This is a genomic window from Enterobacter cloacae complex sp. P2B (assembly GCF_014895985.1).
Lineage (GTDB): Bacteria > Pseudomonadota > Gammaproteobacteria > Enterobacterales > Enterobacteriaceae > Enterobacter > Enterobacter bugandensis.
The window spans coordinates 1-17,844 of record NZ_JADBQQ010000010.1 but is presented as its reverse complement, the minus strand read 5'-3'; the positions used below and the strand labels follow the sequence as shown (position 1 = coordinate 17,844).

General features: G+C 55.6%; 15 protein-coding genes and 5 tRNA genes. 15 read left to right on the top strand and 5 right to left on the bottom strand.

What is annotated here, in order from left to right:
• Positions 1-36 precede the first annotated feature (36 nt).
• Both IM313_RS08955 and IM313_RS08950 read right to left on the bottom strand, forming a co-directional pair.
• A complete protein-coding gene (locus IM313_RS08955) occupies positions 37-1,053 on the bottom strand; it encodes a LacI family DNA-binding transcriptional regulator (protein WP_192971799.1) in 1,017 nt (338 codons plus the stop codon).
• Between the two features lie 113 nt (positions 1,054-1,166).
• Complete coding sequence (locus IM313_RS08950) at positions 1,167-1,829, bottom strand: OmpA family lipoprotein (RefSeq protein ID WP_008502762.1); 663 nt, start codon at positions 1,827-1,829, stop codon at positions 1,167-1,169.
• 211 nt (positions 1,830-2,040) lie between these two features.
• Between IM313_RS08950 and IM313_RS08945 the strand changes: the two genes are divergently transcribed.
• Complete coding sequence (locus IM313_RS08945; protein ID WP_239006654.1) at positions 2,041-4,320, top strand: molybdopterin guanine dinucleotide-containing S/N-oxide reductase; 2,280 nt, start codon at positions 2,041-2,043, stop codon at positions 4,318-4,320.
• Here the strand turns inward: IM313_RS08945 and IM313_RS08940 are convergent.
• Positions 4,283-4,729, bottom strand: a complete 447-nt coding sequence (locus tag IM313_RS08940) for an N-acetyltransferase (RefSeq protein ID WP_028015086.1) — start codon at positions 4,727-4,729, stop codon at positions 4,283-4,285. The two genes, IM313_RS08945 and IM313_RS08940, sit on opposite strands and share 38 nt — an antisense overlap.
• A complete protein-coding gene (tag, locus tag IM313_RS08935; RefSeq protein WP_192971797.1) occupies positions 4,707-5,288 on the bottom strand; it encodes a DNA-3-methyladenine glycosylase I in 582 nt (193 codons plus the stop codon). The genes IM313_RS08940 and tag overlap by 23 nt, the downstream gene beginning before the upstream one ends.
• Before the next feature lie 160 nt (positions 5,289-5,448).
• Between tag and IM313_RS08930 the strand changes: the two genes are divergently transcribed.
• The 9 genes from IM313_RS08930 (at position 5,449) to dppF (ending at position 15,871) form a co-directional block, all read left to right on the top strand.
• Positions 5,449-5,991: a lipase gene (locus IM313_RS08930; RefSeq protein ID WP_192971796.1), complete on the top strand. Its 543-nt coding sequence runs from the start codon at positions 5,449-5,451 to the stop codon at positions 5,989-5,991.
• 236 nt (positions 5,992-6,227) lie between these two features.
• Positions 6,228-7,430 carry an MFS transporter gene (locus tag IM313_RS08925; protein WP_041911599.1) on the top strand — a complete coding sequence of 401 codons (1,203 nt, stop codon included), beginning with the start codon at positions 6,228-6,230 and terminating at the stop codon, positions 7,428-7,430.
• A 237-nt stretch (positions 7,431-7,667) separates the two neighbouring features.
• Positions 7,668-9,362 (top strand): kdo(2)-lipid A phosphoethanolamine 7''-transferase, encoded by a 1,695-nt coding sequence (gene eptB / locus IM313_RS08920; protein WP_028015090.1) that lies wholly within the window; start codon positions 7,668-7,670, stop codon positions 9,360-9,362.
• A 91-nt stretch (positions 9,363-9,453) separates the two neighbouring features.
• Positions 9,454-9,530, top strand: a tRNA-Pro gene (locus tag IM313_RS08915).
• A 620-nt stretch (positions 9,531-10,150) separates the two neighbouring features.
• Positions 10,151-11,758: a dipeptide ABC transporter periplasmic-binding protein DppA gene (gene dppA / locus IM313_RS08910; RefSeq protein ID WP_028015091.1), complete on the top strand. Its 1,608-nt coding sequence runs from the start codon at positions 10,151-10,153 to the stop codon at positions 11,756-11,758.
• A gap of 177 nt (positions 11,759-11,935) precedes the next feature.
• Positions 11,936-12,955 (top strand): dipeptide ABC transporter permease DppB, encoded by a 1,020-nt coding sequence (gene dppB, locus IM313_RS08905; RefSeq protein WP_028015092.1) that lies wholly within the window; start codon positions 11,936-11,938, stop codon positions 12,953-12,955.
• Positions 12,956-12,964: 9 nt separating this feature from the next.
• On the top strand, positions 12,965-13,867 hold the full coding sequence (gene dppC, locus IM313_RS08900; protein WP_028015093.1) for a dipeptide ABC transporter permease DppC: 903 nt from the start codon (positions 12,965-12,967) through the stop codon (positions 13,865-13,867).
• 10 nt (positions 13,868-13,877) lie between these two features.
• Positions 13,878-14,861, top strand: a complete 984-nt coding sequence (gene dppD / locus IM313_RS08895) for a dipeptide ABC transporter ATP-binding protein (RefSeq protein WP_041911597.1) — start codon at positions 13,878-13,880, stop codon at positions 14,859-14,861.
• Positions 14,858-15,871: a dipeptide ABC transporter ATP-binding subunit DppF gene (dppF, locus tag IM313_RS08890; protein ID WP_045260007.1), complete on the top strand. Its 1,014-nt coding sequence runs from the start codon at positions 14,858-14,860 to the stop codon at positions 15,869-15,871. The genes dppD and dppF overlap by 4 nt, the downstream gene beginning before the upstream one ends.
• Positions 15,872-15,914: 43 nt before the next feature.
• Here dppF and coaA read toward each other — a convergent pair whose 3' ends face one another.
• Positions 15,915-16,865 carry a type I pantothenate kinase gene (gene coaA, locus IM313_RS08885; protein WP_032644951.1) on the bottom strand — a complete coding sequence of 317 codons (951 nt, stop codon included), beginning with the start codon at positions 16,863-16,865 and terminating at the stop codon, positions 15,915-15,917.
• A 317-nt stretch (positions 16,866-17,182) separates the two neighbouring features.
• On the opposite strand from coaA, the gene IM313_RS08880 reads away from it, so the two are divergent.
• The 5 genes from IM313_RS08880 to IM313_RS08860 form a co-directional block, all read left to right on the top strand.
• A tRNA-Thr gene (locus tag IM313_RS08880) sits at positions 17,183-17,258 on the top strand.
• Positions 17,259-17,266: 8 nt separating this feature from the next.
• Positions 17,267-17,351, top strand: a tRNA-Tyr gene (locus IM313_RS08875).
• A gap of 117 nt (positions 17,352-17,468) precedes the next feature.
• Positions 17,469-17,543 (top strand) — tRNA-Gly (locus tag IM313_RS08870).
• A 6-nt stretch (positions 17,544-17,549) separates the two neighbouring features.
• A tRNA-Thr gene (locus IM313_RS08865) sits at positions 17,550-17,625 on the top strand.
• A 118-nt stretch (positions 17,626-17,743) separates the two neighbouring features.
• A partial coding sequence (locus tag IM313_RS08860; RefSeq protein WP_029364778.1) for a GTP-binding protein occupies positions 17,744-17,844 on the top strand: 101 nt, incomplete at its 3' end.

Below are 17,844 nucleotides of genomic sequence, written 5' to 3'. Positions count from 1 at the left end.
GGATGTCGAATTTATGATCGCTATCACAAGGGGGAATTAACGGGCGGTGGAGCCGCGAACGATCAGCTCGCCGGAGAAGACCTGCTCGCGTACGGCATCGCGGGTACCTTCAATACGACGAATCACTTGTTCTACAGCGGCATAGCCAATCTGCCAGGTGGGTTGTTTAAGGGTCGTAATACCCACGCCAGCGAGCTCCGCCCACTCCAGCTCATCAAAGCCCAGCAGACCGATATCGCTGCCCCAGTGCAGGCCAATGCGTTTGAGCGAGCGGGCGACCTGAAGCGTCAGCGCCCCGTTGGCGGAGATAACGGCTTTGCGCATCCCGCGATGGCGGGTATGGAACTGGCGCAGGGTGTTGTCGATCTGGTCGGCTTCGTGAAGCGGCGTTTCGGCATTTTCGGCGATCGCTCCGGGATAACGCGCAAGCGTGGCGCGAAATGCCGCCAGGCGGTCGCGTCGGGTATTTACCATGCCCAGGGGTTCGCTCAGGAAAAGAATCGCTTCGAAGCCCTGTTCGATCAGGTGCTCGGTCGCGGTTGTGGCTGCCTGGGTGTTATCCAGCCCGACGACATCGCAGGCGAATTCCGGGATTTTACGGTCGATGAGGACCATGGGCAGGGAGGACTGCTGCAGGCGGTGCAGGCCCTCTTCACGCATGCCTACTGCGTTAACCACAATCCCTTCCACCTGGTAGCTGCGCAGCAGATCGAGGTAGTGCAGCTCCTGGTCGACTTCGTTGTTGGTATTACAGACCAGCGGCGTGAAGCCCTTCTCGCGGCAGGCGGCCTCGATACCGCTGAGGACGTTGACGGAGTAGGGGTTGGTGATATCGGCGATAATAAGGCCGATCAAACGGGTGCGACCGCGTTTGAGCCCGCGCGCCATCAGGCTGGGACGATAGTCGAGATCTGCAATGGCCTGTTCAATACGCGCCAGCAATGCGTCGGACAGCAGGTGTTTCTCGCCGTTAAGGTAGCGCGAAATGCTGGTTTTACCGGTTTTGGCGGCTTTCGCCACGTCGCTGATGGTGGCCCGGGCTGGTTTGCTCATCGCTGATTTCCCTGAATTTAGTGAGAATACCTTAGCGGGAAAATCAACGATGGCAAGTGGTTCATGCCGGGGTGTGCGGTCTGTTGCCCTCACCCCGGCCCTTTCCCTCGGGATTACTGAATCGGACTCAACGTAATCTCTACGCGACGGTTTTGCGCTTTACCTTCCGCCGTGCTGTTGCTGGCGATAGGGTTGGCAGGACCCATGCCGCTGGTGCGGATGCGGTTTGCTTCAACGCCCTGGGTTATCAGGGAGCTGGCCACGGAATCGGCACGCTGCTGAGACAGACGCATGTTCAGATCCTGACTGCCGGTGCTGTCGGTGTAGCCAATCACGTTCACGGCGGTCTTGTTGTACTCTTTCAGCACCATCGCCACGCCGGTCAGGGTGTTCGCGCCCGCGGGTTTCAGCGTGGCGCTGCTGCTGTCAAAGGTCACGTTGTTCGGCATGTTCAGGATGATGTTATCGCCGCTGCGGGTGACGCTCACGCCGGTTCCCTTCATTTTGTCGCGCAGTTTCGCTTCCTGCACGTCCATGTAATAACCGACGCCGCCGCCCAGCGCCGCGCCTGCCGCTGCGCCAATCAGCGCACCTTTGCCGCGGTCTTTCTTGGAGGAGGAGAGTGCCCCAACGCCTGCGCCGACCAGCGAGCCGATACCTGCGCCGATGCCGGATTTACCCGCTTCGCGCTCACCGGTGTAAGGGTTGGTTGTGCAGCCAGAAACAGCCAGTGCACCGCTCACCAGAGCGGCAATAACGAGTACGCGTTTTTTCATCTTCTTTCCTTAATCCTTTTTATTCTTTGCCACGGCGAGCGTGGCAGTTGATTATGACGTCCAGATACGGAGAAAATTCCGGGTATAACTCTGAAATTTGTGACAAACCATAAACGGCCTCAACGAGAAGGCCGTAAACCTGCACGCAACCAGGAGCGCACGCTTGAGCACCTCAACAAAAACCATTCTGACCGCCGCCCACTGGGGGCCGATGCTGGTCGAAACCGATGGCGAAAATGTTCTGTCGTCCCGTGGGGCACTGCCAACACAACATCCCAATTCGTTACAGACCGTCGTACGCGATCAGGTGCACAGCAAAACGCGCGTGCGCTGGCCGATGGTGCGCAAAGGTTTTCTGGCCTCGCCGGATAAGCCGCAGGGGATCCGTGGTCAGGATGAGTTTGTTCGCGTGAGCTGGGACGATGCGCTGGCGCTGATCCATACGCAGCATAAGCGCATTCGCGACAGCTATGGCCCATCGTCCATTTTTGCCGGCTCCTATGGCTGGCGCTCGAACGGCGTGCTGCATAAGGCCTCGACCCTGCTGCAGCGCTACATGAGCCTGGCCGGGGGCTATACCGGTCATCTGGGAGACTATTCGACCGGCGCGGCGCAGGCGATCATGCCGTACGTCGTGGGAGGAAACGAAGTGTACCAGCAGCAGACCAGCTGGCCGCTGGTGCTGCAGCACACCGACGTGGTGGTGCTGTGGAGCGCCAACCCGCTGAACACGCTGAAAATTGCCTGGAATGCCAGCGACGAGCAGGGGATTGGGTATTTCGACGCGCTGCGCAAAAGCGGCAAACGCATCATCTGCATTGATCCGATGCGTTCTGAAACCATGGATTTCTTCGGCGACAGCGCCGAGTGGATTGCTCCTCATATGGGCACCGACGTGGCGATGATGCTGGGTATCGCCCATACGCTGGTGGAGAACGGCTGGCACGACCGCGATTTCCTCGCCCGGTGCACCTCCGGCTTCGACAAATTCGCCGACTACCTGACGGGCGAATCTGATGGGGTAGTGAAAACGGCAGAGTGGGCCGCGGAAATTTGTGGCGTTCCAGCCGCTAAAATCCGCGAACTGGCGGCACTGTTCCATAAAAATACCACGATGTTAATGTCCGGCTGGGGGATGCAGCGCCAGCAGTTTGGCGAGCAGAAACACTGGATGCTGGTGACCCTTGCCGCGATGCTAGGACAGATTGGTACGCCGGGCGGCGGTTTTGGTCTTTCCTATCATTTTGCGAACGGCGGTAACCCAACGCGTAAAGCGGCGGTGCTGGCGTCCCTGCAAGGCTCGGTGCAGGGCGGCGTGGATGCCGTGGATAAACTCCCGGTGGCGCGAATCGTTGAAGCCCTGGAAAACCCGGGCGGTTTTTATCAGCATAATGGTCTGGACCGCCACTTCCCGGACATTAAGTTTGTCTGGTGGGCGGGCGGGGCAAACTTCACGCACCATCAGGATACCAATCGCCTGATCCGCGCCTGGCAAAAGCCGGAGCTGGTGGTGATTTCTGAGTGCTTCTGGACCGCCTCGGCCAAACATGCCGATATCGTGCTGCCGGCGACCACGTCGTTTGAGCGTAACGATCTCACCATGACCGGCGATTACAGCAACCAGCATATGGTGCCGATGAAGCGCGTGGTGGCCCCGCGTGATGAAGCGCGTGATGATTTTGACGTGTTTGCTGAACTGAGCGATCTCTGGGAAGCGGGCGGTCGCGAACGCTTTACCGAAGGGAAAAATGACCTGCAGTGGCTGGAGAGTTTCTACCAGATCGCCGGACAGCGTGGTGCGGCGCAGGGCGTGACGCTTCCGCCATTTGCTGAATTCTGGGAGGCGAACCAGATTCTCGAAATGCCGGAAAGCGAACAGAACGCCCGATTTGTCCGTTTCGCCGATTTCCGTCGCGACCCGGAAAACCATCCGCTGAAAACCGAGAGCGGCAAGATTGTGATCTACAGCGAGCGCATCGCCAGCTTTGGATATGTCGATTGTCCGCCACACCCTTCGTGGCTGGAGCCGGACGAGTGGCACGGCAACGCTCAGCCGGCGCAGCTGCAGGTGCTGTCTGCCCATCCGGCGCATCGTCTGCACAGTCAGCTTAACTACACCTCTCTGCGCGAGCAGTATGCGGTCGCCGGGCGGGAGCCAATTACGCTGAATACTTTAGACGCCAAAGCGCGTGGGATTGCGGACGGTGACGTGGTGCGCGTCTGGAACCAGCGTGGACAGGTGCTGGCAGGGGCGGTGGTCAGCGACGGGATTAAGCCAGGCGTGATCTGTATTCATCAGGGAGCCTGGCCCGACCTTGAGCCCACCGAAGGTGGGATCTGTAAAAACGGGGCGGTTAACGTGCTGACCAAAGATCTCCCCAGCTCGAAGCTGGGGAATGGTTGCGCAGGGAACACGGCGCTGGCCTGGGTCGAGAAATATGAGGGGCCCGAGCTTACCTTAACGGCGTTTGATCCGCCTGCCAGCTCATGATCCACGTCGGGTGTTGGGTGTCATCCTGCCAGGCGCTGTCTTCAATGCGAAAGCCCTGAGCATGGTAGAAATTCACCGCCCGGACATTTTTCTGATACACCTCCAGGGTTAAGTGCGGGAAGCGCTGTTGAACATGGTTCAGCAGCGCGCGCCCGATGCCTTTTCCGATATACGCTGGCGTAACGAACAGCGCCCCCACAAACTGCGACTGTATGACGCTGATAAAACCGCGCGGCGTGCCGTTCTCCTCCCAGACCCAGGTTTCGGCGGCGGGAAGGTATTCATCCCGCACCAGCGCTTCGTTCGCTTTCCAGTAGTCGGCGTCGATAAACGGATGCGCCTCGGTGGTGCTCTCAAGCCACAGTCTCAGGAGCTGAGCGGTATTCTCACTGTGCCATTTGCGGATCATGGTTGCCCTCCGGGTGGCAGATGCAGCCCGTAATATGGTCATTGACCAGCCCGCAGGCTTGCATAAAGGAGTAACAGATGGTGGTGCCCACAAACTTGAAGCCGCGTTTTTTCAGCGCTTTCGACAGGGCATCCGAGGCAGGGGTCGAGGTTGGGATCTCTGCAAGCGTGGCGGCCCGCGTCACCTTCGGCTCGTTATCCACAAACGACCAGACAAATGCTGAGAAGGGTTCGCCGTTTTGCTCCATCGCCAGATAAGCCCGCGCGTTACCGATAATGGCCTGAATTTTACCGCGATGGCGGATGATACCGGGATTCAGAACCAGCCTTTCCACGTCGTCGTCGGTCATGGCGGCCACCGCAGCCGGATTGAACTGATGGAAGGCATTGCGGTAGTTCTCACGCTTTTTCAGAACGGTGATCCACGACAGACCGGCCTGCTGGCCTTCAAGGCAAATCATTTCAAACAGTTTTTCACCGTCGGTTTCCGGTACGCCCCATTCCTTGTCGTGATAATCGATATAAAGCTGATCCTGGCTTACCCAACCGCAACGTTGCATAGGTCATCTCCCTTCCTGATACGATAAACGCAAAAATTTCAATCTGCCCGGCTTGACGTGTCTGCTAAAGAGACAATAGTTAATACAGGGCTATATGCCCTAATACCTCTTCGAACAATGACATATATCGCCGAACTCGGCTCTTTCTGGAGTCGCTTTGATGATGATAAAAAAAATCAGTGGTCGCCATGCTGCTTCTGGCCTGGTGGGCGTTTCAGCCTGCCTGCTTATATGTAACACCGTTTTTGCGTGGCAACAGGAATATATCGTTTCAGATGCACAAAGTAATACGACAGAACGCTATACATGGGACGCCGATCACCAACCTCGTTATGAAGATATTCTCGCGGAGCGTATTAACCATTCGCAGAATGCTGCGGGCTTTTCGCTGAACGACCCATCCGGTTCGGATGCGGAAACCGTTCTGAGCGTTGGCTGGAATTTTCCCGTGGCGGGGCATATCACAACCGGGCCGGTCATGGCGTGGCGCACAGAGGGCACTCCACCCTCAACGGTAAATACGTTTAGTGATACAACCACCGCGCAGTCGCTTACCGAACCCCTCTGGCATGCCAGCGTGAACTCGCTGGGGTGGCGTGTTGATACCCAGTACGGCGATTTACACCCCTGGGCGAAGATCAGCTACAACCAGCAGTCGGAAGAAGAATATTTGTATACCCTGGGCTTAAGCGCCAAATTTTAGGGTTGTTACTTTTTTAAACGCTGCGGTAACATATTTAATACAATAACGGCGAGGGGTGTGGTGATAGTGGTCACTCACCTTTAAACGTTTTCTTCTCTGGCAAGGTCGTTCATTCCCGCTTCCAGGCATTTCATTCCGTTTCTCCTGCATTTCATGCCGTTTTACCCCTGGCGTTTAGGGGTTTTGTTTATCGTGTCCTCAGCGAATTTCCTTAATTTCTCTTGCAGGATACTGCCATGAACACCTCAACCTATAACCGCACGCGCTGGCTGACGCTATTCGGCACCATCATTACCCAGTTCGCACTGGGTTCGGTCTATACCTGGAGTCTGTTTAACAGCGCCTTGTCTGATAAGCTCGGCGCGCCGATAAGCCAGGTGGCATTCTCTTTCGGCTTGCTGAGTCTTGGATTAGCGATTTCCTCTTCCGTGGCGGGCAAACTTCAGGAACGCTTCGGCGTGAAGCGCGTGACCATGGCCTCCGGCATTCTGCTGGGCCTGGGCTTTTTCCTGACGGCGCATTCCAGCAACCTGATGATGCTGTGGCTGAGCGCCGGCGTGCTGGTGGGGCTGGCGGACGGCGCAGGTTACCTGCTGACGCTGTCGAACTGCGTGAAGTGGTTCCCGGAGCGTAAAGGCTTGATCTCCGCGTTTGCTATCGGCTCCTATGGCCTGGGCAGCCTTGGCTTTAAATTTATCGACTCTCAACTGCTGGCGTCCGTTGGCCTCGAAAAAACGTTCATGATCTGGGGGGCAATTGTCCTGGTGATGATTCTGTTTGGCGCCACGCTGATGAAAGATGCCCCGCAGCAGGAAGTGAAAACCGTTAACGGCGTGGTGGAGAATGATTTCACCCTCGCGCAGTCCATGCGTAAACCGCAGTACTGGATGCTGGCGGTGATGTTCCTGACGGCCTGCATGAGCGGTCTGTATGTCATCGGTGTGGCAAAGGATATCGCGCAGGGGATGGTAAAACTGGATGCCGCGACGGCGGCGAATGCGGTGACGGTCATCTCCATTGCTAACCTCTCGGGTCGTCTGGTGCTCGGTATCCTGTCTGACAAAATCGCCCGCATCCGCGTGATTACGCTGGGGCAGGTCATCTCTCTGGTAGGCATGGCGGCGCTGCTGTTTGCACCGCTGAACGAGGCGACCTTCTTTGCGGCGATTGCCTGCGTCGCCTTTAACTTCGGCGGCACCATTACCGTTTTCCCGTCGCTGGTGAGCGAGTTCTTTGGCCTCAACAATCTGGCGAAAAACTACGGCGTCATTTATCTCGGCTTCGGTATCGGCAGTATCTGCGGGTCGCTGATTGCCTCGCTGTTCGGTGGCTTCTACGTAACCTTCTGCGTGATATTTGCCTTGCTGATTATCTCGCTGGCGCTGTCCACAACGATTCGTCAGCCGCAGCGCGAGGTGTATAAAGAAGCGCATGCATGATTCGATGAAAAGGGGCCTCAGGGCCTCTTTTTTTATCTCAACATCACTTTCGGACTTGTTATTTTGTAAAAAATTTCCTCGATCACACTCTCTGCTGCCACTTTTCTTTCCCGCTGTGGTCTACTTATCGCGCTTGTAGACGTTTCTGATAACGGTTTCGCTCGCATCTACTTACTCTGTCAGCTTTCTCACTGAGATTCGGCGGATCTTTATACCCCTTCCCCCAGGGTTGTTTGCATGAAATATATTAGGTCTCTTACCCAGCAAAGATTGTGTCTGATGCTGGCTGTCTATATCGGTTTGTTTCTGAATGGCGCGGTACTGTTCAGACGTGTGGAAGGTTATTTCGAACACCTCAGCGTAAGAAATGGAATTTTTGCCGTCATCGAAGTGTTTGGCTCTATCCTGGCAACCTTCTTCCTGTTACGCCTGCTCTCACTTTTTGGCCGACGTACATGGCAAATTCTGGCCTCGCTGGTGGTGATTATCTCTGCCGCCGCAAGCTATTACATGACATTCATGAACGTGGTCATTGGCTACGGTATTGTCGCCTCGGTGATGACCACGGACATCGACCTCTCGAAAGAGGTGGTGGGTCAAGGGTTCATCATATGGACGATTTTGACCTGCCTGATCCCGCTCTTCTTTATCTGGAGTAATACCTGCCGTTATACCCTGTTACGCCAGCTGCGTACCCGGGGACAGCGCATCCGCAACGTCGCCGTCGTTCTGCTGGCAGGCCTGCTGGTGTGGGCGCCGATTCGCCTGATGGAAAAACAGCAAAAACGGATCGAAAAAGCGACGGGCGTGGATATGCCGAGCTATGGCGGCGTGGTGGCTAACTCGTATCTGCCGTCCAACTGGCTGTCCGCGTTAGGTCTTTACGCCTGGGCGCAGGCGGACGAATCCAGCGATGTGAAATCGCTGATTAACCCGACCAAAAAGTTCACCTACCAGGCGCCGGCTGACGGGCTGGATGATACTTATGTAGTCTTTGTCATCGGTGAAACGACGCGCTGGGATCATATGGGTATCCTCGGTTATGACCGCGATACCACACCGAAACTGGCGCAGGAGAAGAATCTGGTGGCTTACCGCGGCTATTCCTGCGATACCGCCACGAAGCTCTCGTTGCGCTGTATGTTTGTGCGTGAAGGCGGGGCGAGCGATAACCCGCAACGTACGCTGAAAGAACAAAACGTCTTTGCCGTGCTGAAGCAGCTTGGATTTAGCTCCGATCTGTTCGCCATGCAAAGTGAGATGTGGTTCTACACCAACACGCTGGCAGATAACATCGCGTATCGTGAGCAGATTGGTGCCGAGCCTCGCAACCGCGGGAAAAACGTGGACGACATGCTGCTGCTTGAGGAGATGTCCCAGTCTCTGAAGAATCACCCGCAGGGCAAACATCTCGTCATTCTGCATACCAAAGGGTCGCATTACAGTTATTACCAGCGTTACACGCGCGATTTCGCGAAATGGCAGCCTGAGTGCGTAGGCATTAATAAAGACTGCAGCAAGCAGGAGCTGATCAACGCCTACGATAACTCCGTTCTGTATGTGGATACCTTCCTGAGCCGCGTGATTGACCAGCTGCGTGATAAAAAAGCGATTGTTATCTACGCCGCAGACCACGGTGAGTCCATTAATGAGAAAGAGCACCTGCACGGTACGCCGCGCAAGCTGGCACCGCCGGAGCAGTTCCGCGTGCCGATGATCATGTGGATGTCGGATAAGTATCTTGAAAATCCGGAGAAAGCGAAGATGTTTGCTCAGCTTAAGAAAGAGGCGGAAATGAAGGTGCCGCGCCGTCACGTTGAGCTGTACGACACCATTATGGGTTGCCTCGGCTATACCTCACCGAACGGTGGGATTAACGAAAACAACAACTGGTGTAAACTCCCTGATAACACCGCAAAAGCCGCGCAGTAGCTGCTCTGGCGAGAATATCGCCAGTTGAATGGCTTTTTGAAAATAAGGGATTGACGGGGGCGCACCTCAGCAGTAAGATGCGCTCCGCATTCGGCGAGTAGCGCAGCTTGGTAGCGCAACTGGTTTGGGACCAGTGGGTCGGAGGTTCGAATCCTCTCTCGCCGACCACATTCTGAAAAGGGCTAACCGCAAGGTTAGCCCTTTTTGCATTAACGGCTTACTCATCCTGATTCAGTAAAATGCCCCTTATCCCCGCTTCTTCCTGCCTGTTAACGATTTTGTGACATAATCCATTGTATTTTTTTATATATAGATTGATCTTTTTTCGCGTTGCTTATGGATAACCTCAGCATTTTTCGCTGTGCGTTTTAACGTTCGCGGTATTTAGTGCTCAGATAATCACCATTCTGCAAGAAAATTTACCCATTCTGAATAAAAGTTAATCACTGATTGTTGCGAAATATGAAGATATTTGTGCTGCAAGTTGGCGAGTAGCATAAATTTCCCTGCTGAAAACTGGCGTTCAGGGTTTTTTTAATCTTTGTTTGCGGTTTCTCACACTCGGCGCAAATCCCCGTCACCTGTATTGACGTTTTCACATTCTGTTGACAGATTGTAGGGCATGAGGGGCATTTCAGGGACGATCTGCGCTGCAACTCAAACGCTCTTCTGAAAGGATTCTCCATCCCTTTAACGCCTTCGGGCACCTCCGACCGGACCGGGTAAAAAATAAATAAAGGTCTGGCGGCGTAACACAACAAAGCAAAACATCACATTGGAGCAGAATAATGAGTATTTCCTTGAAGAAGTCAGGGATGCTGAAGCTTGGTCTGAGCCTGGTGGCTATGACCGTGGCAGCAAGCGTACAGGCAAAAACCCTGGTTTACTGTTCTGAAGGCTCGCCGGAAGGCTTTAACCCACAGCTCTTTACCTCTGGTACGACTTACGACGCAAGCTCTGTACCGATCTATAACCGTCTGGTTGAATTCAAAACCGGCACCACGGAAGTGATTCCGGGTCTGGCCGAGAAGTGGGACATCAGCGAAGACGGCAAAACCTATACCTTCCACCTGCGCCAGGGCGTGAAGTGGCAGGACAGCAAAGAATTCAAACCAACGCGCGACTTTAACGCCGACGACGTTGTGTTCTCCTTCGACCGTCAGAAAAACGCCCAGAACCCGTACCACAAAGTGTCTGGCGGCAGCTACGAATACTTCGAAGGGATGGGTCTGCCTGACCTGATCGCCGAAGTGAAAAAAGTAGACGATAAAACCGTTCAGTTCGTGCTGACCCGTCCGGAAGCGCCATTCCTGGCTGACCTGGCCATGGACTTCGCCTCTATTCTCTCTAAAGAGTATGCGGACAATATGCTGAAAGCCGGCACGCCGGAAAAAGTGGACCTGAACCCAATCGGTACCGGCCCGTTCCAGCTGCTGCAGTACCAGAAAGACTCCCGTATTCTGTATAAAGCCTTCCCGGGCTACTGGGGCACCAAGCCGCAGATCGACCGTCTGGTCTTCTCCATCACGCCTGACGCATCCGTGCGTTACGCTAAACTGCAGAAAAATGAATGCCAGGTGATGCCGTACCCGAACCCGGCAGACATCGCGCGCATGAAGCAGGACAAGAACATCAACCTGATGGAGCAGGCGGGCCTGAACGTAGGCTATCTCTCCTTCAACACCGAGAAGAAACCGTTTGATGACGTGAAAGTACGTCAGGCGCTGACCTACGCGGTGAACAAAGAAGCGATCATCAAGGCCGTTTACCAGGGCGCGGGCGTTGCTGCCAAGAACCTGATCCCACCAACCATGTGGGGCTATAACGACGACGTTAAGGACTACAGTTACGATCCTGAGAAAGCGAAAGCGCTGCTGAAAGAAGCGGGCCAGGATAAAGGCTTTACCGTCGAGCTGTGGGCGATGCCGGTACAGCGTCCGTACAACCCGAACGCACGCCGTATGGCGGAAATGGTCCAGGCTGACTGGGCGAAAATTGGCGTTCAGGCCAAGATTGTGACCTACGAGTGGGGCGAGTATCTGAAGCGCGCCAAAGCGGGTGAGCACCAGGCGGTAATGATGGGCTGGACCGGTGACAACGGGGATCCGGACAACTTCTTCGCCACCCTGTTCAGCTGTGCGGCAGCGAAAGACGGCTCTAACTACTCTCGCTGGTGCTACAAGCCGTTTGAAGACCTGATCCAGCCGGCGCGTGCGACTGACGATCACAACAAACGTATTGAACTCTACAAGCAGGCTCAGGTTGTTATGCACGATCAGGCTCCGGCACTGATTGTTGCTCACTCCACCGTGTATGAGCCAGTACGTAAAGAAGTGAAGGGCTACGTGGTTGATCCACTGGGCAAACACCACTTCGAAAACGTATCGGTTGAATAATTAAAAGCAACGCCAGGCGGCGCTGCGCTTGCACTGGCCTACGGTATGTAGGCCGGGTAAGCGTAGCGCCACCCGGCAGCAGTGCTTTATTGCCTCTCTGAAAGGGGAGGGAATAAGATTTGTGAGCAATACAGACGTCACGCCACTGGCCGTGCGTCATCAGAGAGAATCCGGGTTATGTTGCAGTTCATCCTCCGACGTCTGGGACTTGTTATCCCGACGTTTATCGGTATCACCCTTCTCACTTTTGCCTTCGTCCATATGATCCCCGGCGACCCGGTAATGATTATGGCGGGCGAGCGTGGTATCTCCCCTGAACGTCATGCGCAGCTGCTGGCTGAACTCGGCCTCGATAAGCCGATGTGGCAGCAGTACCTCCACTATATCTGGGGCGTGATGCACGGTGACTTAGGGATTTCGTTAAAAAGCCGTCTTCCAGTGTGGGACGAGTTCGTGCCGCGTTTTAAAGCGACGCTGGAGCTTGGCATCTGCGCCATGATTTTCGCCACTGCGGTGGGTATTCCTGTTGGGGTACTGGCTGCCGTTAAGCGTGGCTCTATTTTCGACCATACCGCCGTGGGTCTGGCGCTGACCGGTTACTCCATGCCTATCTTCTGGTGGGGCATGATGCTGATCATGCTGGTCTCGGTGCAATTGAACCTGACGCCGGTCTCCGGACGCGTCAGCGATATGGTCTTCCTTGATGATACCAATCCGTTAACCGGCTTTATGCTGATCGACACGGCCATCTGGGGCGAGGAGGGCAACTTCATTGATGCCGTTGCGCACATGATCCTGCCTGCCATGGTGCTGGGCACCATTCCTCTGGCGGTGATCGTGCGTATGACCCGTTCCTCCATGCTGGAAGTGCTGGGTGAAGATTACATCCGTACCGCGCGCGCCAAAGGTTTAACCCGCATGCGCGTCATCATCGTCCACGCGCTGCGTAACGCCATGCTGCCGGTGGTGACCGTTATCGGCCTCCAGGTGGGTACGCTGCTGGCGGGGGCGATCCTGACGGAAACCATCTTCTCCTGGCCGGGCCTCGGACGCTGGCTGATTGATGCGCTGCAACGCCGTGACTATCCGGTGGTGCAGGGTGGGGTGCTGCTGGTCGCGACGATGATTATCCTCGTCAACCTGCTGGTCGATTTGCTGTACGGCGTGGTGAACCCGCGTATTCGTCATAAGAAGTAAGGGGCCATCATGTCACAGGTTTCTGAAAACAAAGCTGTTGCTGCACCGGTTCCAATGACGCCGCTGCAGGAGTTCTGGCACTACTTCAAGCGCAATAAAGGCGCGGTAGTCGGGCTGGTGTATGTCGCTATCATGATTCTGATTGCGGTGTTTGCGAACTTTCTGGCGCCATATAACCCGGCGGATCAGTTCCGCGATGCGCTGCTGGCACCTCCTGCATGGCAGGATGGCGGTAGCCTGGCGCACCTGCTGGGTACCGATGATGTGGGCCGCGATGTGCTGTCGCGTCTGATGTACGGCGCGCGTTTGTCGCTGCTGGTTGGCTGTCTGGTGGTGGTGCTCTCCCTGATTATGGGGATCATCCTCGGCCTGGTTGCCGGTTACTTCGGCGGCATCGTTGATAACATCATTATGCGTATCGTCGACATCATGCTGGCACTGCCAAGCCTGCTGCTGGCTCTGGTGCTGGTGGCGATCTTCGGCCCGTCGATCGGTAACGCCGCCCTGGCGCTGACCTTCGTGGCGCTTCCTCACTACGTGCGATTAACACGCGCGGCGGTGCTGGTGGAAGTGAACCGCGACTACGTCACCGCCTCTCGCGTGGCGGGTGCCGGTGCGATGCGCCAGATGTTCGTTAATATCTTCCCTAACTGCCTTGCGCCGCTGATCGTTCAGGCGTCGCTCGGTTTCTCTAACGCCATTCTTGATATGGCCGCTCTTGGCTTCCTGGGCATGGGTGCGCAGCCGCCAACACCGGAGTGGGGCACCATGCTCTCCGACGTGTTGCAGTTCGCACAAAGCGCCTGGTGGGTTGTCACCTTCCCGGGTCTGGCAATCCTGCTGACGGTGCTGGCATTTAACCTGATGGGTGATGGCCTGCGTGATGCGCTTGATCCCAAACTGAAGCAGTAAGAGGCACGAGATGGCGTTATTAAATGTAGATAAATTATCGGTGCACTTCGGCGACGAAGGCACCCCGTTTCGCGCCGTGGACCGCATCAGCTACAGCGTCAATCAGGGCGAAGTGGTTGGTATCGTCGGGGAGTCCGGTTCCGGTAAGTCGGTGAGTTCACTGGCAATCATGGGGCTGATTGATTACCCGGGCCGCGTGATGGCGGAAAACCTGCAGTTCAACGGTCAGGACCTTAAGCGCATTTCTGAGAAACAGCGCCGCCAGCTGGTGGGCGCCGAAGTGGCGATGATCTTCCAGGACCCGATGACCAGCCTGAACCCGTGCTACACGGTCGGCTTCCAGATTATGGAAGCGATTAAGGTGCACCAGGGTGGTAACAAGAAAACCCGTCGCCAGCGCGCGATCGACCTGCTGAACCAGGTGGGTATTCCTGACCCGGCATCGCGGCTGGACGTATACCCGCACCAGCTTTCCGGTGGGATGAGCCAGCGCGTGATGATCGCCATGGCGATTGCCTGTCGACCAAAGCTGCTGATTGCGGATGAACCGACAACGGCGCTGGATGTGACCATTCAGGCGCAAATCATCGAGCTACTGCTGGAGTTGCAGCAGAAAGAGAACATGGCGCTGGTGCTGATTACGCACGATCTGGCGCTGGTGGCCGAAGCGGCACACAAGATCATCGTGATGTACGCGGGCCAGGTGGTTGAGACCGGAAATTCGCACGATATCTTCCGCGCGCCGCGTCATCCGTATACGCAGGCACTACTGCGCGCGCTGCCGGAGTTTGCTCAGGACAAAGCGCGTCTGGCGTCGCTGCCGGGCGTGGTTCCGGGCAAGTACGACCGTCCGCAGGGCTGTCTGCTTAATCCGCGCTGCCCGTATGCCACGGACAAATGCCGCGTTGAGGAGCCTGAGCTGAATCTGCTGGCCGACGGTCGACAGTCAAAATGCCACTACCCACTCGATGATGCCGGGAGGCCAACACTATGAGTACGCAACAGGCCACCACGCAGCAGCCGCTGTTGCAGGCCATCGACCTGAAAAAACACTACCCGGTGAAAAAGGGGATTTTTGCCCCTGAGCGCCTGGTGAAAGCGCTGGACGGCGTCTCCTTTAACCTCGAACGCGGTAAAACGCTGGCGGTGGTGGGGGAGTCAGGCTGCGGGAAATCGACGCTGGGCCGTCTGCTGACGATGATTGAAGTCCCGACCGGCGGTGAGCTTTATTATCAGGGCCAGGATCTGCTCAAGCACGATCCGCAGGCGCAGAAACTGCGCCGCCAGAAAATCCAGATTGTGTTCCAGAACCCGTACGGTTCTTTGAACCCGCGTAAAAAAGTGGGACAGATCCTGGAAGAGCCCCTGCTGATTAACAGCAATCTGAGCAAAGAGCAGCGCCGTGAAAAAGCGCTGGCAATGATGGCGAAGGTCGGCCTCAAAACCGAGCATTACGACCGCTACCCGCATATGTTCTCCGGCGGCCAGCGTCAGCGTATCGCCATCGCCCGCGGGCTGATGCTCGATCCGGACGTAGTGATTGCCGATGAGCCGGTTTCGGCGCTCGACGTGTCCGTGCGCGCACAGGTGCTGAACCTGATGATGGATCTCCAGCAGGATCTGGGGCTGTCTTATGTCTTCATCTCCCATGACCTGTCGGTGGTGGAGCATATTGCCGATGAAGTGATGGTGATGTATCTGGGGCGCTGCGTGGAGAAGGGGACCAAAGAGCAGATCTTTAGTAATCCTCGTCATCCGTACACCCAGGCGCTGCTGTCTGCGACGCCGCGTCTGAACCCGGACGATCGTCGCGAGCGCATTAAGCTGACGGGTGAACTGCCAAGTCCGCTGAATCCGCCGCCGGGGTGTGCCTTCAACGCGCGCTGCAGCCGCCGCTTTGGCCCGTGCACCCAGCTTCAGCCGCAGCTGAAGGATTATGGCGGTCAGCTGGTCGCCTGCTTTGCGGTCGATCAGGATGAAAATGGCGAGAAGCCGCACGCATAACGAAAAAAACCGGCGCTAAGCCGGTTTTTTTATGTCTGCCTGACTATTTTCGCAGGCGAATCTGGTCGACGGCGTGCTTCTCGCTCTTGGTGAGGATCAGGCTCGCACGCTCGCGCGTCGGCAGGATGTTCTCTTTGAGGTTCACGTAGTTGATCTCATTCCACAGCCCCCTGGCCACATTAATGGCCTCTTCTTCAGAAAGCTGGGCGTAGTGGTGGAAATAGGAGTCCGGGTCGGTGAATGCCCCTTCGCGGAACTTCAGGAAGCGGTTGATATACCAGTTCTGCAGCAGATCTTCCGGCGCATCAACATAGATAGAGAAATCGACGAAATCCGAAACGAACACATGATGCGGGTCATGAGGATAGTCCATGCCGCTTTGCAGCACGTTCAAACCTTCAAGGATCAGGATATCCGGCTGGACTACCGTTTTATCCCCATCCGGGATGCGGTCGTAAATCAGGTGTGAATAGACCGGCGCCGTGACGTGCGGCACGCCAGATTTCAGGTCAGAGACAAATTTTACCAGACGGTGCATATCATAAGAGAGCGGGAAGCCCTTCTTCTTCATCAGCCCGCGTTCTTTTAAGACCTCGTTCGGGTGCAGGAAGCCGTCGGTGGTGATCAACTCAACGCTGCGGTGTTCCGGCCAGCGGCTCAGCAGCGCCTGCAGCACGCGTGCGGTAGTGCTTTTACCCACGGCCACGCTGCCCGCAATACTAATGATATAAGGAATGCGCTGACCATTGGTTCCGAGGAACTGCTCCAGCACCGCCTGACGGCGCAGGTTGGAGCTGATATAGAAGTTAAGCAAGCGAGAGAGGGGGAGATAAATTTCTGCCACCTCTTCCAGGGACAGATCTTCGTTTATCCCTTTTAACCGTGCGATTTCACCTTCCGTCAGCGTCATAGGGACGGAATCACGCAGGGCAGCCCACTGGCTGCGGTTAAAGTGAAGATAAGGCGTCATTAACGTTTGCTCTTTTTTGCTCATAAGCATGCTTCAGTGAGCCAGCGCTATGCTGCCGGGACGTGGCTCATCACACAGTTAATTTTGGACAATGGGCAGGAGGTTAACACCAGATGGCGGGAATAATAAGAAAAAAGATGGAAAGCGCTGCGTTACGCGGAAGCCGTCACGCTACGGTGTATGCGATGTAAATCATGCCTGTATGTTGATTATTTGACCCGGAATGGCTACTTTTACATCGCTTAGCGCTGCGTTCGCATAAAATGTGAGCGAAAGAACGTTTTATGCAAATTTTTAGTTGCATGACCGCGCAGGTATCCATAGAATGCGCGCTACTTGATGCCGACTTAGCTCAGTAGGTAGAGCAACTGACTTGTAATCAGTAGGTCACCAGTTCGATTCCGGTAGTCGGCACCATCAAGTCCGGTGGGGTTCCCGAGCGGCCAAAGGGAGCAGACTGTAAATCTGCCGTCATCGACTTCGAAGGTTCGAATCCTTCCCCCACCACCACTTTCTGGCAGCGTAAATGCCGCCGGAGCTGGTTGGAAAAATTAGCCAGCTCAAACTGAAAAAGAGAGAAATCTCTTTTTTTGTTACAGAAAGAACTGGGTAGCCGAGTTTCAGGATGCGGGCATCGTATAATGGCTATTACCTCAGCCTTCCAAGCTGATGATGCGGGTTCGATTCCCGCTGCCCGCTCCAATACGTGCTGATATGGCTCAGTTGGTAGAGCGCACCCTTGGTAAGGGTGAGGTCCCCAGTTCGACTCTGGGTATCAGCACCACTTCACTTCTCCTTCCCGTTTCTCTCTGTTTCAATTTTACTGTATTCAACAATTCAGGCATTTCGCCTGGTTGATGTGGTGATATCACCGATTTATCCGTGTCTTAGAGGGACAATCGATGTCTAAAGAAAAGTTTGAACGTACAAAACCGCACGTTAACGTCGGTACTATCGGCCACGTTGACCATGGTAAAACAACGCTGACCGCTGCAATCACTAC